Raw genomic sequence first — 25,129 nt, forward strand, 5'->3', positions numbered from 1 at the left:
GATTTATCGGGAGGAGGTAGGGGAGCGTCCCGACAGCGGTGAAGTTCCGATGGAAATCGGGATGGAGCGGTCGGGAGTGAGAATGCTGGCATGAGTAGCGATAATTCCAGTGAAATTCTGGGACACCGAAAGCCTAAGGTTTCCTGAGTAAAGTAACTCTGCTCAGGGTTAGTCGGATCCTAAGCCGAGGCCGAAGGGCGTAGGCGATGGACAACAGGCGAATATTCCTGTACTGCCTCACAACCGTTTGAGCGATGGGGGGACGCAGAAGTGAAAGGTCAGCCCGGTTTTGATTGTCCGGGTTTAAGAGTGTAGGAGGTCCCGGCTGGCAAATCCGCCGGGACTTAACTCCGAGACTCGAATAGGAGTCCTTGGGACACAAACTGACCCTAATCATGCTGCCAAGAAAAGCCTCTAAGCAAGGTTGCGGGGCATCCGTACCGCAAACCGACACAGGTAGGCGAGAAGAGTATTCTAAGGTGCGTGGGTGAATCTCGGTAAAGGAACTCGGCAAATTGACCCCGTAACTTCGGGAGAAGGGGTGCCTCAAGTAGGTGAAGACCTTCCGACTTGTCGGAACGGACGGAGCCGAAAGAGGTCGCAGAGAATAGGCTCGGGCGACTGTTTACTAAAAACACAGGTCTCTGCAAAGTCGCAAGACGACATATAGGGACTGACACCTGCCCGGTGCCGGAAGGTTAAGTGGAGGGGTTATCCCCCCGATTTATCGGGAGGAGAAGCTCAGAAACGAAGCCCCGGTAAACGGCGGCCGTAACTATAACGGTCCTAAGGTAGCGAAATTCCTTGTCGGGTAAGTTCCGACCCGCACGAATGGTGTAACGACTTGAGCACTGTCTCTACCGAGAACCCAGCGAAATTGTAGCGTCGGTGAAGATGCCGGCTACCCGCGGCAGGACGAAAAGACCCCGTGAACCTTTACTATAACCTGGCATTGGGTTTTGGTTCTGTATGTGTAGGATAGGTGGGAGGCTGTGAAACCCCGCCGCCAGGCGGAGTGGAGCCATCCTTGAAATACCACCCTTACCTTGTTGAAATTCTAATCTCTACCCTTGAAGCAGGGAGTGAGACATTGTCAGGCGGGTAGTTTGACTGGGGCGGTCTCCTCCCAAAATGTAACGGAGGAGCCCAAAGGTTCCCTCAGCACGGTTGGTAATCGTGCATGGAGCGCAAAGGCATAAGGGAGCTTGACTGCAAGGCCGACGGGCCGAGCAGGTGCGAAAGCAGGGCTTAGTGATCTGGCGGTTCCGAATGGAAGGGCCGTCACGCATCGGATAAAAGGTACTCCGGGGATAACAGGCTAATCTCCTCCGAGAGCTCATATCGACGAGGGGGTTTGGCACCTCGATGTCGGCTCATCACATCCTGGGGCTGAAGAAGGTCCCAAGGGTTGGGCTGTTCGCCCATTAAAGTGGTACGTGAGCTGGGTTTAGAACGTCGTAAGACAGTTCGGTCTCTATCCGCCGTGGGCGCAGGAAACTTGAGGGATGCTGTTCCTAGTACGAGAGGACCGGAACGGACGAACCTCTGGTGTACCAGTTGTTCCATCAGGAGCATCGCTGGGTAGCTACGTTCGGTGGGGATAAGCGCTGAAAGCATATAAGCGCGAAGCCCTTCCCAAGATAAGGTTTCCCTCCCCGATTTCGATCGGGGGTGAAGGCTTGTTGGAGATGACAACGTCGATAGGTCACAGGTGTAAGTCCGGTAACGGATTCAGCCGAGTGATACTAATCAGCCGTCAGGCTTTATCAAAACCTCTGTATCCTCAAACGATACAGCCTTCCGTTGACCAATTGTCAAAGATTTCTTTGAAAAACTTCTCTCGGTGACCATAGCACAGGGGACACACCCGATCCCATTCCGAACTCGGAAGTTAAGCCCTGCAGCGCCGATGGTACTGCCCTGGTGACGGGGTGGGAGAGTAGGTCGTCGCCGGGGACTTCTTGGAAAGCCCTCGATCTTACAGGTTGGGGCTTTTTTTTTAGGACGACAGCAGAAGTAGGATTATCCTTTTCTGACACGATCACGTCAAGGGCGTGATCAACCTTGCCCAATGATGGTACTGTCCGCCGGTTGGCGGATGGGAGAGTAGTTCGTCGCCCGGGACTTCTTCTCTCGAGGTGACTTTCTCTAGAATGCCCGGGCTGTCTTCTGCCGCTCAGCAGGAATCATGTAAAACGTTGCGTCGATTGTCCCTCATATTCTCATCCGTGACGATCCCAACCGTGACTTTGTCTTGCGCTTTTCTTAGTCGAAGAAAAGCGCTGGAAAAGAAGCTCGGCCTGAAAATAATTTGGGCGGGGCTGCCTGCGCCCATGGATCCAGCCAACACGGGCGGGTCCCGCCCAGGCGGGATTCAGCCGGAGTTTCTCTTGGTACTTCTCTTTCGACAAAGAGAAGTACAGAAGAAAAGACCGTTAGATGATCTCACCAGGAGAATTTCGGGGTCACGGTATGCAAGCGACGGAAGTTTCGGGAATACAATTCAGATTGGACGATCGACACACGATTTTACATGCTTGTCTCGGCATCACTTTTGATTGACTTACCCTGAATGAAGACATAAATTCGCCCGTGCGGACTCGGCCTACGGTTCAGACCTTTTTGACGTATGTCACATATGGAACCGATGTTTTATCGTAACTTGAAAAAACGCAGATGAAGTTCCGTCTTCAACACTTGCTGCTTTTCTTCACGGGGCTTGCTACAGCCTTGCAGGGGCAGTCCGTAGAGCTGATTGCCGATCCCGGCTTTGTTCCCTACGCAACATATTATGTAAGCGGAATTGACCTCAAGACCGGTGCCACGGACGTTTTGCTCTTTAGCTATCTACTCAGAGAGAAAGGAGACAAATACGAGGACCCGGAAGTTTGGGCGTCACTGGAATTCGAAATGAGTATGATTTCCCCCTCACTTGGCATCGAAAGTCGAACAACGGTCATCAAGATGGAGACAGAACCGTTTCAGATGTTTGCGCCCCTGAGGATCGACAACAGACAACTGTCAACGGAAACCACTTTTTTGTATGATCGGGACTCACCTCCCAATGAGATTCCCCTTTCTGTGGATCTGGTAGAACAGATGGATTATGGCAGGTTTGAGAGCATGTTGGGATCCATAGCATCCACGGGAAAACTCGCCCAGGGACAGTATTTCTTTCGTGTCGTCGTTTCCACGGGCTCCTCCAAAAATAATCTTACCCCGACCGACCAGGCGACAAAGCCCATTATCGTTTCGACTCCAACTTCGCTCAATCTCATCACCCCCGGTGGGGCCCTTGAGGACACAAGCCAAAATACAGTCTACTCGCCATATCCCGTGTTCCAGTGGGAAACAGAACCGTGTCCGAACTGTGAATCGTCTCTCCGTGTGGCCCGGTACAAAGCTGATTCCCACAGCTCGCTCGATGAAGCAATAGAGGACGTGACCACCCTGCCCATGGATCAGACCCAGGGCTGGCATCCCGTGGGCGGAACGACTACCTTCCAATACCCTTTTACGGGAGCCATTGAGCTGGTCGCCGGGGGAGTCTACGTCTGGCAGGTCATGAAACAGCTTCCCACAACGATAGGGACTGAATCTTATTTGAGTCCCATCTTCTCATTCAAGGTAACCGACCTCTCCCAGCCACCCGAATGGGGGATCGAGACGCTTCATCCGGTGCTCCAACAGCTCCGGGACGCGCTGGGTGAGGAGCTGTTCAATAAATACTTCGGACCCGACGGTGTTCTGGCCGGATACGAGGTCGCGGGAACCTACACCATGGATGGCATGGAAGTCTCCGTGGAAGCTGTTTTCGATCTGATGAATCAGATCAGGGACGAATCAGTTTCGATCAGAAACGTGTCTGCTGAGTAGCCATGAACAAGGTGCCTATCCAACGACTCCTTCATCTCTCTTGCATACTTTTGTATTCTCTGGAATTCCTGCTGGCGGCGGACGGCGTGGCGGTGACCACCAAAGTCAAAGGCGCCGCTGAACGTCGACCAGCTGCACGGGAAGAGTTCGCACCTCTTTCTCCTGCGACCGTGCTGTTTGACAGGGACTTCGTCCGGACAGGGGCGAGTGGATTTCTCGTGATGGTATATCTCGATGATAAGAGTCTGCTGAAAATGAAGGGCAATACTGATCTGGAAATCCGCGGACAACGGGAAGGAGACGGCATATCCAAGAAAATTGATCTGATGGCAGGAATCCTGAAAGCTGAAGTTTCCGAGCAGCGAAAAGGGGATTTCGTCGTCTCGACTCCCACTTCTGTGGCATCGGTCAAAGGCACATCATTCTGGATGGCGTCGGATCCTACGTCGGGAGATCAGGTAATGTGTCTTGACGGCCTGGTGGAACTCCTTAACCTTATTTCCGGAAATGTGGTCACTGTGGGTCCCAATGAGACGGGTACCTCCGGTCAGGACGGTTCTCTTGGCGTGAATGCCACAAATCCGGATGATCTTCCCGAGGACGAGGATGAAACAGGCGACGGGCTGAAGGAGCTGCGAATACGACTGAGAAATGCCGATGGGGAAGAGCGTGACCTCATTATCAATTATGACTAGGGTACGATACCTCTCCTAGCTTTCACTATTCCCTGTCTCTGTCTTCTATTCCCATCCATTTAACCCATATTGTTCGTCACCTGACCACCGCGGTTATGGCGCATCCCAGTTATCATGAGGTCTCATACGGGAATCGTATGTAAACTTAATTACGGAAGGTTACGCAATTGATAGATTGAAAAGTAACCAGTATCAAAGCCAGAGATTAGACTCCACTTCCTCCGCGGTTCATGAATAGACGGGGCTAGATAAGTGACCTGGAGTACCTGTCTTGTCAGGCAGTTTGGCATAGGGCTTGCGCTTTGCCTCTCGCCCGTCTTCGGTATTTCCACACTTCACCACATCCCACCAGGTACCCAGAGGGTTGGAGAGACGGTGCAACTCGAAGCCATCGTCGTGGGTGATGCGACCGTTCTTGAAGCGAGAGTATTCTTTCGAACTGTAGGACACAATGCGTACCACGAAACCGGCATGACGTTTGAAGGAGGTTCATGGAGAGGAACGATTTCTCCAGAGTTTCTCACCAGAGAAGGGGTGGAATATGCGCTGGTTTTCCGCATGGCCGATGGATCGTCTCTCGCATTTCCCCGGGAAGATCCTTTCGGTTCTCCCCAAAGACTGGCAGTCGAGGCACGGCGCGAGGAAGGGAGATCCCCCGGGGAGGCAAGAAGGGTGGCCGGAGCGGCACTGAGGGCTGACGTGCTGATTATCGGCCCCGGTGAGGGTCAGATCATCCCTGCAGCCGACGTGCTCATCATGGCATCATTGTTCAATGTCCGGAATGTTGATCTTAATTCCATCGCGATCTTCCTTGATAACCGGAATGTCACAGCTGAGGCAGCGGTAAGTCCTGAGATCATTTCCTATGTTCCTTCATCATTGTTACCGGGCCGCCACACGGTGAGGATTGAACTTTCGAATACCTATGGGCACACCTTCCGGCCTGTGAGCTGGACATTTACCGTTGCGGCGAGGAGTGCCGGGATCGTGACGGCTTCCGACGAATTTAGCTATAAGGGAAAAATCCGAACCGATATGACTCTGGACCGGGTAGACCGTCGGCTCCGCTCCATCGGTGAAACTGTAACGAGATTGGAAGGGGGTTGGCCGTGGCTCGGTTTGAGGGTAGATGTGAGGGTGGCCTCGGACGAAAGCAAGTTGAGACAACCGAGAAACAGATATGGTATCACGGCAAACTCCGGTGATAATATCACGGTAAATCTCGGGGATTTCACGTCGGTCCTGTCGCCTTATACGATCGACGGGAAGAGAATCCGGGGGGTGGGCATCGATGTGAATCTGAACTTGTTTCGGTTTCAGTTGGTCAATGGTGACCTGGAACGGTCAATTCAGGGATCGCCTGACACAGACAAATCCTATCAGGTGGCTGAAATCAGAACGGACAGTCTGAGCGGAAAACTGGTTCCCCTATACATTCTGGACAGGAGGGGCTACACCTTTCAGCGAAAAGTGAGGAGTTACCGCGTTGGTCTCAATTTTCGAAACCGTTTTCAGTTTGCCCTCAATTTTCAGAAGGCAAAGGACGAAATTCCCACGGTTGAAAAGGACCTTCGCGGGGCCAGATTTACCGTTTTTGAGGATACCTTGCTCGGGGTTGCCCAGATTGACACCGGCGTATACAGTCTTGATGAGTTCAAAACGGCAATCGAGGGAAAAGCCAGATATGAGTTGGCGGCAACGCAATGGGGTGGCGATACGCCCCAAGACAATGTCGTCTTGGGGTTTGATCTGGACGTCGCTTTCGATGACCGGAGGCTTACTTTTGAGGTAGACTGGGCCATGAGCCTGCTGAACAGGAACATATGGGACGGCGCTATCACGCGGACAGGTCTCGACACGCTGCTCGACGACACCAAGGACAATTTTATGGCGCGGACCTACGAGGACGATTCAGTGACCGTCGTCAATTCAGGGTTTCCATTGGAAGATGTAGTGGATCCGTCAACCTTCGAGGATTTCTTTGTCGTCAATCAGTACATGACGCCCCTGGTGCCCATCGATCTCGAAGGATACGGGAAAACGCCTCTTGCCGCCATCATGAATATGCCGTCGGCCGCCTACAACTTCGGAATGAGGGCGTATTACTACAACAATACGTTTAAGATGCGGTATTCCCAGATTGGACCGGAATTCAAGTCGCTGGCGAACCCTTATCTTTCCTCGAATCTCAGAGAGTTCACTCTTTCAGATCGAGTCAGGTTTATCGAAAACAAGATGGCCGTGAACTTTGAATACAAGCACCGGGACAACGCCATTCTGAGAGATGTTGTGGACGAGTACGCTCAGAATACGGTATCCGGGAACTTCACGCTTACACCCGGGTTGGACCTCCCCTCATTTTCCACCAATTTCCAGTCAGTCCAGAGAAGTAATGGAAAAACTGAATCGGACACCCTCGTCTGGGCAACCATCACCGGTGAGGATTCCATTTCTCTCGAAGACAGAAGAGAGGACACCAGGACACAAAACAAACTCTTTTCACTGAACTTTCCCTTGAGGCGTGGCGACGTGAGGTATAATATTCAGGGCACATTCAGCTCCGTTGAAGTTGTGGATCTTCTTGAAAAGGAGAGAGACGAAGGTTTCTCGCCTCCCAACTCGAAGTCCAGTTCCTATTCCATGACGGCATCTGCGAAGTATATCTTCCCTTTGCGACTGGCCCTCAACCTTTCCGGGTACACCTACGAACTCCCCTCTGCCGCAGTTACTTCGTCGGGGAAACGGGAATCGAAACTCACAAGTGTTGGTATGGATGCATCGTATGCCACCTGGGGGAATCGGTTGAAAATTCAGGGCGGTCTGTCCATTTCCAGGGCTACCGGGATATCTGAGTTTTCCTATTACGGGATCAAGGCGTCGGCAGAATTGGAGCCGTTAAGACGGTTCGTGACACGGGCGGCGTTCTCGACGAAAATTCGACACGTAGAAAAGGAAGTGGATCTGGCAACATTGGCTGTGAAATTCTCGGCGAATTATGTATTTTGATTTGTAAGCGGCATTCAGAATGATGAGAAATGTTATCAGGTTTATGAAGAAGCATCTGGCGAGCCTGGGCCTCACTTTCGCCTCCCTTCTGTTGATCATGGTTATGCACCGAATCCATCTATTCGATGGTCTTGAACTCAAAGCCGTCGATCTTGCATTCCGCATTCGAGGTCCTCTTTCCGGATGGGCTGCGAGGGATGAGATCCCCAAGGACAGTCTCAACGTGGTCATCGTGGACATTGATGACGAAAGCTACAGACTGGTTCCCTGGACATGGCCCTATCCCCGCCACGTATGGGCTCTGGTGCTGGAAAATCTCTCTCTCGCTGGTGCGAAAGTCATCGTTTTTGACATACAGTTTGACGCTCCCGATCGCTACACTGAGTATTTGAAGCAGATTCGCCAGGGCTTGGCAGAAAAGGGGTTGCGCGGTCTGGTTCCCGCTCACGGTGACAGCGTCTTTGCCCGCGCGATCAGAGAGGCCCAAACGAGAGGAACTTCTGTGATTCTGGCAACCAAACTGGTCCAGGAGCCCACGAGAGTACCGCCTCAGTACATCCAATATCCCATAGATATATTGCGTTCGGCAAATCCAAGTTTTGGCCTGGTAAATGAGAACCCTGACCTGGATGGTTTTTCAAGACAATACTACACCTTCCTTTCCGTGCAACAGGAACCTGACAGGTGGTACCCTACCCTGGGGATGAAAGCCGCTCAGAAGTATCTGGAGTTGTCCGATGAAACGCTTCCCTCGGTTGATTACGACAATAACGTGATAAACTATGGGCCATTGACCATTCCTATTTCCAGTTCCCCCGGTAGATTTCTGGTGAATTACTATGGACCACCCTCAGGCATCAAAATAGGAGAAGGAGAAGCATGGGAGACGTTCAATAGATATCCTCTATCCAATGTAGTGGATGTTGTGGATGTTGAACTGAGGGATCCTGACGAGGATATTGACTGGATGAGCCAATTTCTACCTGGTGAGGTGCCAGGGTGGTTGGAAGAGATTGAGGATCCAGATACCAGAGCCGAACTCATGGTCCAACTCGGCCTGGGCGATGAGTTCGACATTACCTCATCACCATTCTACAATAAAATAGTGTTAATAGGTGTCTCAGTTGAAGTGTTACATGATGTGAAGAAATCGCCATTTTACAGTTTTGCGGGGCAACTCCAGTTCACGCCGGGTGTGGAATTTCACGCCAACGCCATTCAGACTCTCATGGATAGGAACTTCATGTCCGTGTTTGGGAATCGTGTTTCGTGGACCGAGAAATCGTGGGAATCACATATGTCGCTCGTCGCCGGTTTGTCGTTGCTGGCCTTCATCTTTCTTACTTTCATGAATCCCCTGTTTGCCGGACTGAGCATTCTGCTGGAGGTCCTGGCATTCTTCAGTTTCGCGGTGGGACAGTTTACCGCAGATTCCTGGTGGCTTTTGAAAGCATTCATCCACAACATTCTTCCCACTCCCTGGATTGCAAAGCTGGGGGACTGGATTTTCATCCGCACCCCTGGAATCGGGGAATCGACGATCGTTCCCATTCTGGCGCCGATTGCCGGCGTTTTCCTGACCTATGGCAGTAACGTACTGTACAGTTTCATCATGGAGCAGAAGGACAAACGTTTCCTTAAGAATACTTTTGGGACATATGTCTCGCCCACGCTTATCGATCAAATGTATGAAGACAAGCAGGAGCCAAAACTGGGTGGTGATTTGGGTTACCATACGGCTTTCTTCTCGGATATTCAGAGTTTCTCCTCCTTTTCTGAAATCCTCGGACCGGAGAAAATGGTTGCCTTGATGAACGAATATCTGACTGAGATGACAGACATTCTTCTTTCGCACCGCGGAACACTGGACAAATATATCGGTGATTCCATTGTGGCCTTCTACGGAGCACCCATGCCCGTGGAAGATCATGAATTCTCTGCCTGCATCACGGCGCTTGAGATGGAAAAAAGGTTGGAGAACCTGAGAGAAAGATGGTCCAAAGACGATGAATGGCCCGAGCTGGTGCACAACATGCGCCACCGGGTGGGACTCAGTTCAGGTGAAATGGTTACGGGAAACATGGGTTCAAACATGAGGATGAATTACACGATGATGGGGGATACGGTGAACCTTGCCTCCCGTTTGGAAGCATCGGCCAAACAATACGGCGTTTATATTCAGGTGGCGGAATCGACGTATTCTTCAGTAAAGGAAAGGTTTGAGTGGCGTTTTCTTGACAATGTCAGAGTGAAGGGCAAAACGCGTCCCGCTAAAGTGTACGAACTTCTCACGAGTGCGGGTGAATTGGATGATGTGCATTCAAAGGTGGTGCCCGTATTTCATGAGGGTATCCAACACTATAATGATCAGAAATGGGATAAAGCCTTGAAGGCTTTTAAGGAAGCCGAGAAACTTGAGAACATGTTTCCCTTGAGGCCCACGAATCCGAGTCGTATCTATACTGAAAGGTGTGAGTTCTTCAAGGCAAATCCTCCGGGAGACGACTGGGATGGGGTCTGGACTCTGGCAAAGAAGTAATTCCCCGAGTTTTCTCTAGCGCCACACCCCCGGAACTTCTTCCATAATTGATTGTTCTCAAAGAAATCATTTCTTACCTTGATCTTCGAGTGTAATTACTCATTCCATGTGAAGGGTGTATGAGCCATGCGTGGCCGTGTTCTGTGGATAGATGACGAGATTGATCTACTGAAGCCTCATATTCTTTATCTGGAGGAAAAGGGATATGAAGTGGAACAGGTCACAAATGGCCGTGATGCTGTTGCCCATGTGGAAAAAGAGGCTTTCGACCTGGTCCTTCTGGATGAAATGATGCCCGGAATGGACGGAATTGCCACCCTGCGGGAGATCAAGGAATTGCGGCCGGGAATGCCTGTTATCATGATCACGAAGAGCGAAGAAGAGTGGTTGATGAACGAGGCTATTTCCGAGAAAATTGCGGATTATCTGACGAAACCGGTTAATTCCAGTCAGATTTTTCTTACCTGCAAGAAGATTCTTGAGGAAGAAAAGATCCTGGATGAAAAGGCGGCCTCCACGTACCTATCAGACTTTCAGGCGATCGAAGCGACGATTTCTTCGGAACTGACTATGGATGAGTGGTGGGAGTTGTACCTGAAGCTCACCCGTTGGCAAATCGAAATGGACAGTCGCAAGGATCTCGGTCTCGGATCGATACTTGATGAGCAGGTCAAGAGCGCAAACAGCAGATTTACACATTTCTTTGTGGAGAACTATCTTCACTGGATTCATTCTGAACCCGACAACCGCCCTCCACTGTCTGTGGACGTCTTCAGTCAATTTGTGGCACCGCACCTCTTGAACGACGAGAAAGTGTTCCTTCTTGTCATAGACTGTTTGCGACTGGATCATGCATTGACCATCCTGCTCGACGTGCAACCCTATTTCGATGCGAAAATGGATTATCATCTTTCCATTCTTCCCTCGGCCACGCCCTTTTCCCGTAACGCGATCTTTAGCGGCCGTTTTCCTTCTGAGATTCAGAAGAGAAAACCGGGAGTCTGGGAGTCCATGCTCCAAAGTGAATCGAGCATGAACCAGTACGAGCGCGATTTCATGACAGAACAGCTGGGCCGCCTCCAGCACGACGATATATCTTTCGATTACCACAAAGTCAACGTAGCGAGGGCGGGGAGAAACTTCCTGAGCCACATAAAGGAGTATGAAGATAAACCTTTCATCTCCCTCGTAGTGAATTTTGTCGATTTACTCACGCACCACCGTTCTCAGTCGGATGTACTACAGGAAATGCTGATGGACGAGTCAGGATACAGGGCCACCGTTCGAACCTGGTTTCAAAATTCCTGGCTGTTCGATCTGCTGAGGTATCTCAGTGATTCATCTTACAGGGTGATTGTCACGACCGATCATGGAAGTATCCGGGTCAAGAAGGGAATTCAGTTGATCGGGGACAAGGAAACATCCACAGGTGTTCGATACAAATATGGCCGCAATCTCAATTGCAGTGAGAAACACGCGTTGGTGGTAAAGCGACCTCGTGACTATTTCCTCCCGGAGGTGACCACAGGCACAAACTATATCATGGCGAAAGAAGATGTCTATTTTGTCTATCCGACCCAGTACCGGAAGTACCTGAATCTTTACCAGAACAGTTTCCAGCATGGGGGCATTTCCATGGAAGAGTTGATGGTCCCCACGCTTTCATTGACGGTCAAGGCATGACCCGGGAAAGGAACGTGACCCATTCTCCTGATGAGACGGCAAGACTTGCCCAGAACTTTGCCGCGTTGTTATCTCCTGGTGATGTTATCGCTTTGAGGGGAGAGCTGGGAAGCGGTAAGACGACGTTTGTTCAGGGTCTCGCCAGAGGACTGGGAATCTCCGCTACCGTGAATTCACCCACATACATGCTGGTCAATGAATTTGCCGGTCGTATTCCCCTGTATCATGTTGACTTCTATCGCGTCAGTTCTCGGGAGGAAGTCGAGGATCTCGGACTGGAGTACTATTTCTACGGGGAGGGCGTAACGGTGATTGAATGGGCGGATCGTTTCCCGGAAGTTATTCCCCACGGGGCGACAGATATTCGATTCAGTTCACCGTCGGAGGGGGTACGGGAGATCACCGTTCAAACGAATGGGAATGGATCTCCTGGCGATTGAGACAGCCTCCTCCGTCTGCGGGATTGCTCTTTTCCTGGAGGGTGAATTTGAGGGTATGGTCGAGTCAGAATTAGGTCGTGAGCACGCCGAGAAACTTCCCCTTTTCTACGAGGAATTGAGAGATCGCCACGAATTCAGCCTACCGACACTCACCGGTATTGCCGTATCCATCGGCCCTGGGTCATTTACGGGATTGCGGATAGGCTTGAGTTACGGCAAGGGATTAGCCTACAGCGCGGGTATTCCCCTGGTGCCTGTCCCAACGCTCACCGCTATGGCAATGGGGACCGGAAAGAAGGAAGGGAAGCTGAGGTGTCTTCTCCATTCGCACAAGAACGTTGTGTACAGCCAAGATTTTCTTATCTCAGATGGATATCCTATTGAGCAGAAAAACCCAAAATCGGGGACCTGGGAGAAAGCCTTGCAGACTCTCCCGAGGGACATTTCCATCTGTCAGTACGGTTGTGATCATCTTCTGCAGGCTGAATCCGGTCTGGAAATGAACCATGCGGCACCCTCCGCAAGGTGTGTCGGGGAGCTCTCTCTCCTTGATTTTGAGAAACTGAAGGTTGAGAACTTTTACGAAGTAGCACCCAACTATATATCACCCTTCAAGGTAAGGGCCGCCGGTTCATCAGATCGGTAATAAGGGGAAAGGTTGTAAAAGATAATGGGATTATGGAAATTGGCATTGTATGGTTGCTTGGTTCAAACGGGATAGGGAAAAGCTCCAGACGGCGGGAAGAAAGTCGATTCCTGATGGACTCTGGGAGAAATGTCGCAAATGCGAGGAGATCCTTTATGCCAGGGAACTGGCCAAGGCATTATGGGTTTGTCCCCACTGTCATTACCACTTTCGTCTCCGCCCGGCTGATTATATGAAGATGCTTCTCGATGACGGCAAGTTCGAGGAGCTCAATCCCGGTTTGAAATCGGGAGACCCCCTTCATTTCAAGGCCAGAAAGAAATATACCGAACAGTTGGAATCCGCGATGGCCAAATCAGGGACCCTGGATGTTCTGTCAACAGTTCAAGGGTCAATGGACCATCGGAGTCTGGTTTTATGTATCATGACTTTCGATTTCATCGGAGGAAGCATGGGATCTGTGGTGGGTGAAAAACTCTCCCGGGCCATCGATCACGCCCTGAACAGCTCCCTGCCTCTTGTCACCATTTCAGCCTCCGGTGGCGCCAGGATGCAGGAAGGGATCTACTCCCTCATGCAAATGGCCAAAACATCGGCCAAGCTCGCCCGCTTTTCCGAGTCAGGCGGGATGCATGTCTCTATTCTCACGGATCCCACGACCGGTGGCGTCACGGCGAGCTATGCCATGCTGGGCGACATTATCCTGGCTGAGCCAGGAGCATTGATCGGATTTGCGGGTCCCAGGGTCATCAAGCAGACGATAGGGGAGGACTTGCCAGAGGGATTTCAGAGAGCCGAATTCTTGCTGGAAAAAGGATTCGTTGACCGCATTGTGCACCGCAAAGAGATGAAAGAGGTGTTGGGCCAGATATTGGATTTTGCTCATGGCTGAACCCCTTATTCTTATCACTAATGATGACGGAATCTATTCCAGTGGCATTCTTGCGCTGCAGCAAGCAGCTGCGGCCCTGGGGAAGACGGTGGTCGTCGCTCCGGAAACGGAGAGGAGTGCCGTAGGCCATGCCATCACGATTTCGAGTCCCATTCGAATCAGGGAGGTTGACAGAAGGAACGGATTCTCCGGTTTTGCCGTCGACGGCACCCCGGCAGATTGCGTCAAACTTGGCGTAAGGAGTCTTCTGCCCCGTCTCCCCGATGTGGTGATGTCCGGAATAAATAGAGGTGCGAACGTGGGAGTGAGTATTCTATACTCGGGAACAGTATCCGCTGCAACGGAAGGCGTCCTCATGGGAATCCCATCGCTGGCGGTTTCACTGGATGCGTGGGAGGATCCAGTTTATGACTTTGCGGCGAGATTTGCCTCGCGTCTTCTAAAACTCATTCTTGAGAAAGGAATCCCTCCAGGCGTGTCACTCAATGTAAACGTGCCACACGTACCTGAAGAGGGGATCAAGGGGATCCGCCTCACAAGACAGGGGAGAAGCTACTATGAAGAGGATTTTGAGTTGAGAGCGGATCCGAGACAGAGAACCTATTACTGGATGAACGGCCGTCATGTTTCACCTGAAAAGGATCCCGTCCTGGATGACGTGGCCATCCGTGAGAACTATGTTTCTGTCACACCTTTGCACTACAATCTTACGCACGAAGATTCCATTGAATATTTCAAATCATGGGGACTTTCGGAAGACGGTGTCGACTAGACAAACTGTACTCGTGCTCGACTTTGGTTCTCAGTACACACAGCTCATTGCGCGTCGTGTGCGGGAGCAAAGAGTCTATTCGGAGATCGTGCCACACAATATTTCACTGGGTCAGGTCAGGGCTATGAATCCCGCAGCCATGATCCTGTCGGGTGGCCCGTCGAGCGTGTACAGTGATAGAGCCCTTCGTTTTAACGAAGGCATCCTCGATCTGGGAATCCCGGTTCTGGGAATCTGCTATGGACTCCACGTATTGATTCATCATGATGGAGGAAAGGTTCGTTCAAACGGAGGGGGTGAATACGGGTTTGCCAGAATACATCGCGAGGCTTCGAGCAGCTTGCTTGAAGGTATTTCTTCCGAATCCCGTGTCTGGATGAGCCACGGTGACAGAGTGAATGAAGTGCCCGAGGGTTGGTCCGTTACGGCGTGGTCCGACAATGATCTGGTGGCGACCGCCGAGCATACGGCCAAGCCACTTTTTGGAACACAGTTTCATCCAGAAGTGGCACATACGGATGAGGGAAACAGAATCCTGTCCAACTTCCTGTTCAAGATTTCGAAGTGCAGACCCGATTGGACATCAGCCTCTTTTGTTGAGGAGGTAGAGCGTCAAATCCGCGAACGATTGGGAAACCAGACCGTTCTTTGCGGTGTGAGCGGCGGAGTCGATTCCGCTGTCGTTGCCAAACTCCTGTCCCGGGCAGTGGGTGGACAGCTGAGAGCAGTTTTCATAGATCACGGTTTACTACGAAAGAGGGAAGGAAAGTACATTACTGAGACTCTGCAGGGTGGTTTGGGTCTACCCATCGAATACCATGATTTTTCTAAGGATTTCTTGAGGAATCTCAAGGGTGTTATCGATCCAGAGAAGAAGCGAACCATCATCGGTGAGCAGTTCATAAGATCGTTTGAAAAGATTGCCGGGCCCGACAGCCAGACGCGGTTCCTTGCACAAGGGACACTCTATCCGGACGTAATTGAAAGCGGAGGTGTAGACGGCACCGCAGATGTCATCAAGTCCCATCATAATGTGGGCGGACTTCCGAAAGACCTTGATTTTGTGTTGATGGAACCTCTGAGGGATTTGTTCAAGGATGAAGTGCGCACAGTGGGGAGGGAATTAGGTCTTCCGGAGGAGATTCTGGGCAGGCATCCGTTTCCCGGCCCCGGTCTGGCGGTACGGATAGTGGGTGAGGTAACCCCGGAGCGCCTTTCCATCCTGCGCGACGCGGACGAAATCTTTATCAGCTTCCTGAAGGAAAAAGAGATATATGATGAAATATGGCAAGCATTCTGCGTGTTGGTACCGATAAAGACCGTTGGTGTAATGGGTGACCAGAGAACGTACGCGAACCTTATCAGTCTCAGAGCCGTCACCAGCGCTGATGGAATGACGGCGGATTGGTACCGCCTCTCCCATGAGAATCTGAACGAAATCTCGAATCGAATCGTTAACTTTGTCCCCGGAGTCAATCGTGTGGTTTACGATGTGACGTCGAAACCACCGGGAACTATTGAATGGGAGTAGTTAATGAATCAATCATCACCCTCGGCTGTGGAGTGAAACTATGTGCGGAATCATAGGATATATCGGACAAAAGGATGCCGTTCCCGTGATCCTGGCCGGTCTTAGACGGCTGGAGTATCGGGGATACGATTCGGCAGGAGTGGCTTCCGTGTGCGAAGGCGCCATTCATCTGATAAAACGAAAGGGAAAGGTGAGTGATCTGAACCGGCTCATTGAGGATTCAAACCTCAAAGGAAGTCTCGGCATCGGACATACCCGGTGGGCTACCCACGGTGTTCCGAGCGACGAGAATGCCCATCCTCACTGCGACGCATCCGGGAAAATTGCTCTGATACACAACGGAATTATTGAGAATTACGACAGTCTCAGAACTGTCCTTTCAAATGAAGGTTTCCGGTTTACCACGGACACGGACACCGAAGTTCTGGTACAGCTCATAGGGAGGATCTACTCATCGGATTCCCTGACGCTGCAGGAAGCCGTTCAGATCGCTTTGCAGGATGTTGTGGGGACGTACGGGATTGTCGTCGTTTCCTCGGATGAGCCCGATACGATGGTTGCCGCCCGGTTGGGCAGTCCCCTTGTCCTGGGTGTCAGCGAGAAGGAGTATGTTGTTGCTTCCGATGCCTCGCCTATCATAGAACATACTCGGGACGTCGTCTATTTGGATGACGGGGATCTTGTGGCGATTCACAGGGACGGCTATGAGATACACCGGATCAAGGATAACCATATTGTCAATAAGGAGGTGGAGCGGATTGAGTTTGATCTTGAGGAAATTGAAAAAGGTGGTTTTCCTCATTTCATGCTGAAGGAGATCCATGATCAGTCCCACACCATAGTGGACACGTTGAAGGGCCGCATTGTAGCCAGTGAGTGCCGAGCTCATCTGGGCGGTATACAGGATTACGTTTCTTTCATCCAGGGTGCTCATACCTGTTATGTCACAGCCTGCGGAACATCCTGGCACGCCTCCCTGATAGGGGCCTATCTCCTGGAAGAATATGCCAGGTTAAATATGAAAGTGGAGTATGCTTCAGAATTCCGGTACCGCAACAGCGTGATTGACCAGGACTGTGTTGTCGTGGCAGTGAGTCAATCGGGCGAAACGGCGGACACGCTGGCTGCCGTCAGAAAAGCGAAGAATTCCGGAGCTCTTACTGTTGGCATTTGCAACGTGGTCGGAAGTTCCATCGCAAGAGAAACGGATTGCGGCATATATACCCACGCGGGGCCGGAGATTGGAGTAGCATCCACAAAAGCATTCACCTCGCAGGTGGCTGTTTTCATCCTCATGGTCCTTCAGTTCAGGCGAGCTCGAGCAATGCCGCGGAGCGAGGCCGAGAAGATCTGCGAGGCCATCATGAACATGAGTAACCATGTTGACGCAGTGCTGTCAATGAGCGAAGAAATAGGAACCATCGCGAGAGAATATCAGGATGTTCACAACTTCCTCTACCTTGGACGAGGGCTTAATTTCCCGGTGGCCCTCGAGGGAGCGCTGAAACTGAAGGAAATTTCCTATATTCACGCGGAAGGGTATCCCGCTGCAGAGATGAAGCACGGTCCTATCGCACTCATTGACGAAAAAATGCCCGTGGTGGTACTGGCACCCAAAGATCAGACCTTCGAAAAGGTCATTTCGAACATTCAGCAAGTTAGGGCCAGAAACGGGAGAATCATCACTGTGACCGATTATCCATCGGATGAACTCATGAAGCTTTCTGATCATGTCATCCAGGTACCGAGAGTTCACCGGGTCGTATTTCCCTTACTGGCTGTCATTCCCCTTCAGCTTCTTGCCTATCACATGGCCGTGCTGCGGGGGTGTGATGTGGACCAGCCCAGAAATCTCGCAAAAAGTGTGACAGTTGAATAGGAAAAGGCCTTGAGAAATTCCGGCACGCCCAAGCCTGTTGGTCTGTATAGGACTCTATTCGTCTGGTTCTGTTTGGGGATCTCTACTCAAATTGGCGCCACCGGCAGGGACATTCGTCCAGAGATACTGACTCAGGAGAGGAAGAGTAAATCGACACTCGATCCTGTTTTGAGAACCAGATCCAAACTCTTGTTTGAAAAGGGAATCGAACATTACAATGCGGGAAGATACTATAGCGCACTCGATATTTTCCGGCGACTGTCCGGTGAGTCTCAGGCCCAAAATGCGCAGCTTTCCGCATCTTACCTTATGGCCATGAAGTGCCATATCCACGTGGAAAACCACGCCGATGCGCTTGATCTGGGACGGGAATTCCTTGAGAAATTTCCTGCCAGCTCCTACACGGGTTACGTGCATGAGTGTTTTGGAGACATACTTGTCAAGAAAAGACGTTACGCATCTGCGGCCAGGAGTTACCTTGACGCGCGGATTGAATCAGAAAGTGAGTTCCGGGTTAACCGTTTGGACAAAAAACTGAAGCATCTGGCTGAGGGCTTCTTGAAAAATGAGGAAATTGACGATCTCCTCATTTTCGAAACGGACCTGGCGAACCGCTCCATTCTCACACTCATGATGGCCAGTGCGTTGTTGGCCGAAGGGAACTCCAATTCGGTTGCCCTTGCGCTTCTGAGAATGGATTTGGAAGTCCTTCCTCCGAGTTTCCGGGAGATCTACGAGAGTTTGAGAAAACGGATATACGTCCAGTCACGGGAATCCGTTGTCGTAGGTGCCGTTCTGCCACTTACAGGCTATGACGAAGAAATGGGCAGAGCCTTTCTTGACGGACTTCAGGCCGCAGTCGAGGTCATGAAAGAGAGAATGTCGCGCTCCATCATCTTGGAAATAATGGACAATGGGGGCGATAATCTGAGGACGGCGTCAAGTGTCAAGACGCTGGCTGCAAACCCCAACGTGGTAGCCATTGTCGGTCCCATTTCCTCCGTGAATGCAGTGACCGCTTCTGCGGCTCTCCAGCAGTCGGGAGTTCCCTTACTTATTCCCGTTTCCCCTCAAGTTGGCTTGAGCATGTCAGGCCACAATGTCTTTCAGATGAATTCAGATCTGCATAAGCAGGGGCGCTATGTGGCCGAATACGCGGTTCGGTCTCTTGGTCTTGACAGATTGGCGGTCGTGGCCCCGGCAGATCGTTTTGGCAAGGGACTAGCGGACGGCTTCGTCGGGCGTGGAGACGAATTGGGGGCAAAAATTGTTGCCGTGGAGTGGTATTCGGGAATACCCGTTAACCTGAGCAAACAGTTTGATTCTCTCAGAAAAATCGCGTTTGAGCTTCTGGCTCTTGAGCCGGACACATCGGGCAGAGACTTCAGATTGGACTCCCTTGACAATATTTTCGTGATTACGGAAAAGGACTTCTTTCCCGATGAAAGTTCATCAGGGGAAGAACTCACTCCCGCAGATTCAAGTGAAATTGCGCTATCGAGTATCGATGCCATCTACTTTCCCATTCATTTGGGAGACATCAACTATGTGGCTTCACAGTTTTCGACATACAATCTGGATGCTCTACTCCTGGGTAATACCAACTGGTATGAACCGGAAGTTCTGGGTCAACAGCTGATCGGGCCAAATGTGGAGGGCCTGACCATTCTTGTGGATTACGTTGACAACAACCGTCAACGGGTCGAGGGACCGGAGGGACCATCGACTTTCGGAGCACGTGATCGAGACGCACACAAAATGGCGGTATCCGCCTACGATATCATGACCTTCCTGGCGGGTCAGTTTGGCGATGATCCTGACCGTGCCAATGTACTGGAGAACCTCAGTCATTCAGACTCTTTCAGAGGGACTGCAAAAGTCTTCTCATTCACGGATACTCCTCCGAGGGTGAATTCTTCTGCCCTGGTTCTTGAATACCGTGACGGAAGGTTTATTGAGGTTGGACAATTCGATTCTGATTCCTTGCTTTCTAACGGATTGCAATCCCCCTGAGCCTTCATACCGAATATAGAAAAAATATTAAAGTCTTCGACTTCTCAGGCTTCTTTCCATCTGGGCACGTGTTAAGTCTCATGGCCGTGCCCGGGAGAGCCATCCGCATAACATATTCTGACGAGAGGGAGACGCTGGCCCGTTTCCTGGGGATCGATCCCGGCCATCTGGCCTTTGCCATGCAGAAACATTCCGATCAAATTCGTACCGTGACATCATCAGGGCCGGCCGGTGAGTGCGACAGCCTGGTAACGAGCGACCCAAACATTGTCTTGTCCATACAGGTGGCTGATTGCGTCCCGGTTTTTCTGCACGATCCCGTTTCCCGGACAACCGGGCTTGTTCATGCTGGATGGAGAGGAACCGCCATCAGTGTGACCCGCAAAACGGTGGATGAAATGGCTAACCTGTTTGGTTCACGGCCCGAAGAGATCGAGGCGTTCCTGGGACCTTCAATCAGGGCATGTTGCTACAAGGTTGAAGAGGATGCAGCCTCCCGATTCTCTGAACAGTTTTTGGAGCAGCGGGACGGGAATCATCTATTCTTGAATCTGGCAAAAGCGAACCTCCAGCAGCTCACGGAAGGCGGAGTCCTGCGTGAAAATATCAGGGAAGACGACCGGTGCACCTTTTGCCACGGAGGGGGATTTCAGTCCTATCGCAGGGATGGCCACCGGGCAGGCAGAATGCTCTGCCTGATGAGTGCCACATAGTCTCTTTCCTGGTGTGGGAGCGAGAATGCCATGCATAAGTTCTCAAGGAGATTTTCATATTGACGCCGGTTGAAGCGGCAATTCTGGGAATACTCCAGGGTGTAACCGAGTTTCTCCCCATCAGCAGTTCAGGGCATCTCGTGGTTGCGGAGGAACTCATGAGAGTTCAGTCCCCGGGAATCCTGTTCGAAGTTGTGGTACACCTGGGTACACTGATCAGCATTCTGATAGTGTTCAAGGAAGAGATAGGAAAACTGTTAAGAAACTGGTCAACTGGAGAGTCGAAAGCCATGTTTGGATATCTTATCATAGGGACGATTCCAGTTGTTATTTCCGGTTCAATCTTCAAATCCCAACTGGAGTCGGCGTTCGAAGATCTTCGGCTTGTGTCATTTGCGTTCCTGTTAACGGGATTCGTTTTGATTCTTACTGCTTTCGTCTCCTCCCGGACAGCGCAATTGGACAAGGGAAAATCGACGGTCATTGGATTGAGTCAGGCCTTCGCCTTGATTCCCGGCATTTCCCGGTCGGGAATGACGATCAGCACGGGTTTGTTCCTCGGGATAAATCCGGAAGAATCGGCTCGTTTCTCGTTCCTTCTTGCGGTTCCGTCTCTTTTCGGTTCAGGGGTGATTATGACACGTGACTTTCTTACTTTTGGAGCGGGTAAAGAATCGCCACTCGTACTGGCCGTTGGATTTGTAACCTCCGTCCTCATCGGGGTTGTGGCGTTGAGATTCTTGCTCCATATTTTGGTCAGGGGAAGGTTTCACTGGTTTGGGATTTACTGTCTGATCGCGGGCATCTCGTCAATGTGGATTTGATATGAATGCAGTTGGAATCGGATTCATCGTATATCTGGTTGGAATACTTGTCGTCGGAATTTTCACCGCCAGACTTGCCAGAACCCTTCCTGATTTTCTTCTGGCCGGTCGCCGGCTGGGTCCCTGGGTGGTTGCACTTTCCGAGAGGGCGTCGGCGGAGAGTGGCTGGATGCTTCTCGGTTTGCCCGGTCTTGCCTTTGCCTATGGACTGGGTGATCCTTCCGGGACCAGACTTGAGCCCGCGTTCTGGACCGGGGTGGGAGGAGTGTGCGGAGTGGCCCTTTCCTGGTTTGTTGTGGCCAGAAAACTGAGAGAGGAAAGCGAACGTCTGGGTGCGTTGACGCTTCCTCGATTCTTCGAGCTCTCGTTCGGCCGCAGGGATCCCCTGATCCGCTTCGTAGCCACCGGAATCATTGTCTTCTGTTTTACTTTCTACATCGGAGCACAGTTTGACGCCGCAGGAAAATCTCTGGAACAGACGTTCGGCTGGAGCCACACAAGCGGTGTGTTGATTGGAGCAGCCGTCATCGCTTTCTACACATTGATGGGGGGCTTCTTCGCTGTCGCGTGGACCGATTTTGTCCAGGGATTTATTATGCTGGTGACCCTGGTTGCTCTGCCGCTGGTAACACTTTCCCATCTGGGAGGCTGGGGAGGTCTGACTGCAGAGATTAGCGCAATTGATCCGCAACTCCTTTCCGTCTCCGGAGGGAGAACGGGTTGGACTCTCCTCGCCGGTATTCTGGGTGGTTTTGGAGTGGGCACAGGGTATTTCGGTCAACCACACATCCTGGCACGCTATATGAGTATTCGTTCCGCCGAAGAAATCAAGATCTCCCGAGCCATTGCCGTTGTATATTCCATTCTGACGTATGGTGGGGCCATACTGATGGGAATGGTGGCCCTTGCGGTTTTCGGCGAAGGCTATTTCGAGGATCCGGAAAAAATGATGCCTGAGCTGGCCTTGACCATTTTCCCCGCATGGTTTGCGGGGATCCTGATTTCCGGGGCGCTGGCGGCAATGATGTCAACGGCTGATTCCCAACTTCTTGTGACAACGTCGGTTATTTCAGAGGATATTTATCATCAGACCATCAATCGCAACGCGAGTCAGAAGCGGCTGGTGGGGCTCTCTCGGATGGTTACCTTATTGATAGGCGGTGCCGCTATTCTTCTGGCCCAGAATCTGCCAAGTTCCATATTTGACAAGGTGCTTTTCGCATGGGGAGGACTGGGGGCTGCATTCGGTCCCGCCCTCGTTCTGACATTGTGGTGGCGGGGAACCACGCGAAACGGCGTGCTTGCCGGTATGATAACGGGATTTCTGACCGTCATGGTATGGGAAAATTTTCTGGAGGGGACAGGATTGTATTCCCTTGTACCCGGTTTTCTTCTTGCTTTTCTTACAGCCGTACTTGTATCAACCATGGATTCGAAAGGTAGGCGTGTAAGCGAGTAATGGGGAAAAATCTGATTGAAGCGGTCAAAACGGTGAAATCGGGAAGAATCGACCCGGTCTACTTTTTGAATGGCGATGACTTTTTCCTCCAGCATTTTTTCATTCAGGAGCTGGAAAAGACGTTGAAGAAAGAATCTGACCCAGAGAAACTCTATCTGGATCCGGACGAGGGAGACTACCCCTCAATTCTCATGGAATTGAACACCGTCTCCATGTTCCCTGAGCCAAAACTGTTCATTCTCCGCAATCCGGGGACTATTGCGGGCAAGAACCGTAAGGAATTTCTCGATTACTGCCGCTCACCGAATCGTGACAACTGTCTGGTCATTGTCATAGATAAATATGATCCCAGGGTAAAATTGGTAAAGGAGCTGTCCCATATTGTGGGGAGTATCACCGTCTCAACACCGTTTCCGGAAAAAATAGGAATCTGGGTCGATTACTTTCTCAAACAATTCAATCTGACTGCGACAGACGATGCCATCGACAGTCTGCTGGAGCTCTCCGGTGATTCCGTATTCCACCTCTATAACGAGATGCAGAAAATAGCTCTGGGAGTCGAGGAGAGCTCTGTTATTGAGAAAGAAGATGTCATTCGCTATGCGGGTTGGAAGCGCAGCTATTTTCCTTGGCAGCTCCTCGATGCTATCGGTGAGCAGAATCTTGACGACGCACTCCTGATCGGAAAACGCCTCCTGGATCAGGGATTGGAAGTATCCGTGCTTATCTCTCTCATGACAACGATGTTTCAGGAACTTCTGTTTTCCCACATGGAAGACGGAAGTGGGAAGGGTAATGTGCACCAATTCCTCTGGCTGAGCAGTAAGGTGAAGAAGAAATTGCCCCAATACAAGAGGGTCTATTCCCGGATCAGGATCAATCGTATTTTCCGTCATCTGGCCTATGCGGACGAACGTGTGAAATCTTCAGGTGGTGACCCCACTGTGATATTGATTCCCTTGATCTACAGAATTACCATGAATCGTGACTGAGAAACATCAATACAGTGACGAAGAACTGATTGGCCGTTTTCAGAAAGGGGATGAATTTGCCTACCTGGAACTTGTGAAGCGATATCGCAACAGGCTCATGAATTTCTCCTACCGTTTCCTGGGGAGTAAAGAAGACGCCGAAGACATTGTACAGGATACATTTGTGAAGCTGTACACTCACAGGCATTTCTATCGGGACATTGCAAAATTCTCGACCTGGATTTATACGATTGCTGCGAATCTGGCAAAGACGGAGTTGCGGAAAAGAAAGCGCCGGAAGGTGTCCTATCTCAGTCAGATGGGGACCGAGGAGAAGGATTTTGACCTCCCTACCAAGGATACGACCGATGATTACACCGAAGGCAGGTTCACGGAAGCGCAGATTCAGGATGCCATACAAGAACTTCCACTCCATTTCAGGACGGCCGTTATTCTGCGAGATATTCAGGAACTTTCGTATGAGGAGATTAGTAATATACTCGATGTTCCCCTGGGAACAGTAAAGTCGAGAATAAACCGTGCAAGATTGCAGCTACAGGAAGAACTAAGGCATGTCAAAGAAAAAAGGAGGACATCCATTTGATGAATTGTTACGAGTTTCAGGACTATATATCGAGCTACATAGAAAAAGAGTTAAGCCTATTACACATCAAGCGGTTCGATCGTCACCTGGAGACCTGTCCCTCCTGCGAGAACGCATATGAGGGCGTTCTCTCCGTTTTCCAATCCCTGAGGGAATCGGAGAGGGTAGCCGTTTCCAGTGGCTTCAACGCAAGGCTGAGTTCACGGCTTGAAAAATCTGTAAATAGACCCACGAGACGGTACTCCCGGTACTATCAAGGGGGAAGAATACTTGGATTTGAGCCGAGATACGCACTCGCCTCAGTGGCCGCCCTGGTCTTGATCATTGTCCTTTCTGTTGGCCTCCTTCCCGAGAAGGAAGGCGTACCCTCGGGGAATCCCATTCCTCTTTCCACACGGCGGGATGTCACCACCTCATCCGACCGGACTGAATTGAAGACGCCGGCTTCTTTTCAGGGTGAATTCGCCGGTGATTCGAAGGATGATTCCACAGATGCTCCCCAGGACGTTCCCGGGCCGACACAGAATTTCGATGATCGGATAAGATTGGTGAAAGACCGACAATAAGTTTTTTCCTCCCGGTCACC

Annotated in this window: 18 protein-coding genes and 2 rRNA genes; all 20 read left to right on the forward strand. The window is 51.1% G+C overall.

Annotated features, from left to right (window positions below):
- A 23S ribosomal RNA gene (locus tag V3U24_02265) occupies positions 1-1,770 on the forward strand; the annotation flags it as partial.
- A 69-nt stretch (positions 1,771-1,839) separates the two neighbouring features.
- Positions 1,840-1,956 (forward strand): 5S ribosomal RNA (rrf, locus tag V3U24_02270).
- Between the two features lie 720 nt (positions 1,957-2,676).
- Positions 2,677-3,876: a hypothetical protein gene (locus V3U24_02275; GenBank protein MEE9166276.1), complete on the forward strand. Its 1,200-nt coding sequence runs from the start codon at positions 2,677-2,679 to the stop codon at positions 3,874-3,876.
- A 2-nt stretch (positions 3,877-3,878) separates the two neighbouring features.
- Positions 3,879-4,571, forward strand: coding sequence for a FecR family protein (locus tag V3U24_02280; GenBank protein ID MEE9166277.1), 693 nt, complete (start codon positions 3,879-3,881; stop codon positions 4,569-4,571).
- Positions 4,572-4,823: 252 nt separating this feature from the next.
- Entirely contained in the window at positions 4,824-7,577 is a 2,754-nt protein-coding gene (locus tag V3U24_02285) for a hypothetical protein (GenBank protein ID MEE9166278.1), read from the forward strand.
- Positions 7,578-7,620: 43 nt separating this feature from the next.
- Positions 7,621-10,116 carry an adenylate/guanylate cyclase domain-containing protein gene (locus tag V3U24_02290; protein MEE9166279.1) on the forward strand — a complete coding sequence of 832 codons (2,496 nt, stop codon included), beginning with the start codon at positions 7,621-7,623 and terminating at the stop codon, positions 10,114-10,116.
- A 126-nt stretch (positions 10,117-10,242) separates the two neighbouring features.
- Complete coding sequence (locus V3U24_02295; protein MEE9166280.1) at positions 10,243-11,799, forward strand: response regulator; 1,557 nt, start codon at positions 10,243-10,245, stop codon at positions 11,797-11,799.
- Positions 11,796-12,239 carry a tRNA (adenosine(37)-N6)-threonylcarbamoyltransferase complex ATPase subunit type 1 TsaE gene (tsaE, locus tag V3U24_02300; protein ID MEE9166281.1) on the forward strand — a complete coding sequence of 148 codons (444 nt, stop codon included), beginning with the start codon at positions 11,796-11,798 and terminating at the stop codon, positions 12,237-12,239. The genes V3U24_02295 and tsaE overlap by 4 nt, the downstream gene beginning before the upstream one ends.
- Positions 12,214-12,885: a tRNA (adenosine(37)-N6)-threonylcarbamoyltransferase complex dimerization subunit type 1 TsaB gene (gene tsaB, locus V3U24_02305; GenBank protein ID MEE9166282.1), complete on the forward strand. Its 672-nt coding sequence runs from the start codon at positions 12,214-12,216 to the stop codon at positions 12,883-12,885. Before tsaE ends, tsaB begins: the two co-directional genes overlap by 26 nt.
- A 49-nt stretch (positions 12,886-12,934) precedes the next feature.
- Complete coding sequence (gene accD, locus V3U24_02310; GenBank protein MEE9166283.1) at positions 12,935-13,777, forward strand: acetyl-CoA carboxylase, carboxyltransferase subunit beta; 843 nt, start codon at positions 12,935-12,937, stop codon at positions 13,775-13,777.
- On the forward strand, positions 13,770-14,549 hold the full coding sequence (gene surE, locus V3U24_02315) for a 5'/3'-nucleotidase SurE (GenBank protein ID MEE9166284.1): 780 nt from the start codon (positions 13,770-13,772) through the stop codon (positions 14,547-14,549). Before accD ends, surE begins: the two co-directional genes overlap by 8 nt.
- Positions 14,455-16,080, forward strand: coding sequence for a glutamine-hydrolyzing GMP synthase (gene guaA / locus V3U24_02320; protein ID MEE9166285.1), 1,626 nt, complete (start codon positions 14,455-14,457; stop codon positions 16,078-16,080). The genes surE and guaA overlap by 95 nt, the downstream gene beginning before the upstream one ends.
- A gap of 40 nt (positions 16,081-16,120) precedes the next feature.
- Positions 16,121-17,959, forward strand: coding sequence for a glutamine--fructose-6-phosphate transaminase (isomerizing) (glmS, locus tag V3U24_02325; GenBank protein ID MEE9166286.1), 1,839 nt, complete (start codon positions 16,121-16,123; stop codon positions 17,957-17,959).
- Positions 17,960-17,968: 9 nt separating this feature from the next.
- Entirely contained in the window at positions 17,969-19,972 is a 2,004-nt protein-coding gene (locus V3U24_02330; protein ID MEE9166287.1) for a penicillin-binding protein activator, read from the forward strand.
- Between the two features lie 80 nt (positions 19,973-20,052).
- Positions 20,053-20,685, forward strand: a complete 633-nt coding sequence (gene pgeF, locus V3U24_02335) for a peptidoglycan editing factor PgeF (GenBank protein MEE9166288.1) — start codon at positions 20,053-20,055, stop codon at positions 20,683-20,685.
- 59 nt (positions 20,686-20,744) lie between these two features.
- The gene (locus V3U24_02340; protein ID MEE9166289.1) at positions 20,745-21,509 is read left to right on the forward strand and encodes an undecaprenyl-diphosphate phosphatase; all 765 of its coding nucleotides are present in this window, start codon (positions 20,745-20,747) and stop codon (positions 21,507-21,509) included.
- Position 21,510: 1 nt separating this feature from the next.
- The gene (locus V3U24_02345) at positions 21,511-22,968 is read left to right on the forward strand and encodes a sodium/proline symporter (GenBank protein ID MEE9166290.1); all 1,458 of its coding nucleotides are present in this window, start codon (positions 21,511-21,513) and stop codon (positions 22,966-22,968) included.
- Entirely contained in the window at positions 22,968-23,960 is a 993-nt protein-coding gene (gene holA / locus V3U24_02350) for a DNA polymerase III subunit delta (GenBank protein MEE9166291.1), read from the forward strand. The genes V3U24_02345 and holA overlap by 1 nt, the downstream gene beginning before the upstream one ends.
- Complete coding sequence (locus V3U24_02355; protein ID MEE9166292.1) at positions 23,953-24,543, forward strand: sigma-70 family RNA polymerase sigma factor; 591 nt, start codon at positions 23,953-23,955, stop codon at positions 24,541-24,543. The genes holA and V3U24_02355 overlap by 8 nt, the downstream gene beginning before the upstream one ends.
- Entirely contained in the window at positions 24,543-25,109 is a 567-nt protein-coding gene (locus V3U24_02360) for a zf-HC2 domain-containing protein (protein MEE9166293.1), read from the forward strand. The genes V3U24_02355 and V3U24_02360 overlap by 1 nt, the downstream gene beginning before the upstream one ends.
- Positions 25,110-25,129 lie beyond the last annotated feature (20 nt).

The organism is Candidatus Neomarinimicrobiota bacterium, from assembly GCA_036476315.1.
GTDB lineage: Bacteria > Fidelibacterota > Marinisomatia > Marinisomatales > S15-B10 > JAZGBI01.

What these genes read in the sequence shown, in the direction of transcription:
- V3U24_02275 (MEE9166276.1), top strand. Translation starts at nt 2,677, where the DNA reads ATGAAGTTCCGTCTTCAACACTTGCTGCTTTTCTTCACGGGGCTTGCT.
- V3U24_02280 (MEE9166277.1), top strand. Translation starts at nt 3,879, where the DNA reads ATGAACAAGGTGCCTATCCAACGACTCCTTCATCTCTCTTGCATACTT.
- V3U24_02290 (MEE9166279.1), top strand. Translation starts at nt 7,621, where the DNA reads ATGAAGAAGCATCTGGCGAGCCTGGGCCTCACTTTCGCCTCCCTTCTG.
- V3U24_02295 (MEE9166280.1), top strand. Translation starts at nt 10,243, where the DNA reads ATGCGTGGCCGTGTTCTGTGGATAGATGACGAGATTGATCTACTGAAG.
- tsaE (MEE9166281.1), top strand. Translation starts at nt 11,796, where the DNA reads ATGACCCGGGAAAGGAACGTGACCCATTCTCCTGATGAGACGGCAAGA.
- tsaB (MEE9166282.1), top strand. Translation starts at nt 12,214, where the DNA reads ATGGGAATGGATCTCCTGGCGATTGAGACAGCCTCCTCCGTCTGCGGG.
- accD (MEE9166283.1), top strand. Translation starts at nt 12,935, where the DNA reads ATGGTTGCTTGGTTCAAACGGGATAGGGAAAAGCTCCAGACGGCGGGA.
- surE (MEE9166284.1), top strand. Translation starts at nt 13,770, where the DNA reads ATGGCTGAACCCCTTATTCTTATCACTAATGATGACGGAATCTATTCC.
- guaA (MEE9166285.1), top strand. Translation starts at nt 14,455, where the DNA reads ATGTTTCTGTCACACCTTTGCACTACAATCTTACGCACGAAGATTCCA.
- glmS (MEE9166286.1), top strand. Translation starts at nt 16,121, where the DNA reads ATGTGCGGAATCATAGGATATATCGGACAAAAGGATGCCGTTCCCGTG.
- pgeF (MEE9166288.1), top strand. Translation starts at nt 20,053, where the DNA reads ATGGCCGTGCCCGGGAGAGCCATCCGCATAACATATTCTGACGAGAGG.
- V3U24_02345 (MEE9166290.1), top strand. Translation starts at nt 21,511, where the DNA reads ATGAATGCAGTTGGAATCGGATTCATCGTATATCTGGTTGGAATACTT.
- holA (MEE9166291.1), top strand. Translation starts at nt 22,968, where the DNA reads ATGGGGAAAAATCTGATTGAAGCGGTCAAAACGGTGAAATCGGGAAGA.
- V3U24_02360 (MEE9166293.1), top strand. Translation starts at nt 24,543, where the DNA reads ATGAATTGTTACGAGTTTCAGGACTATATATCGAGCTACATAGAAAAA.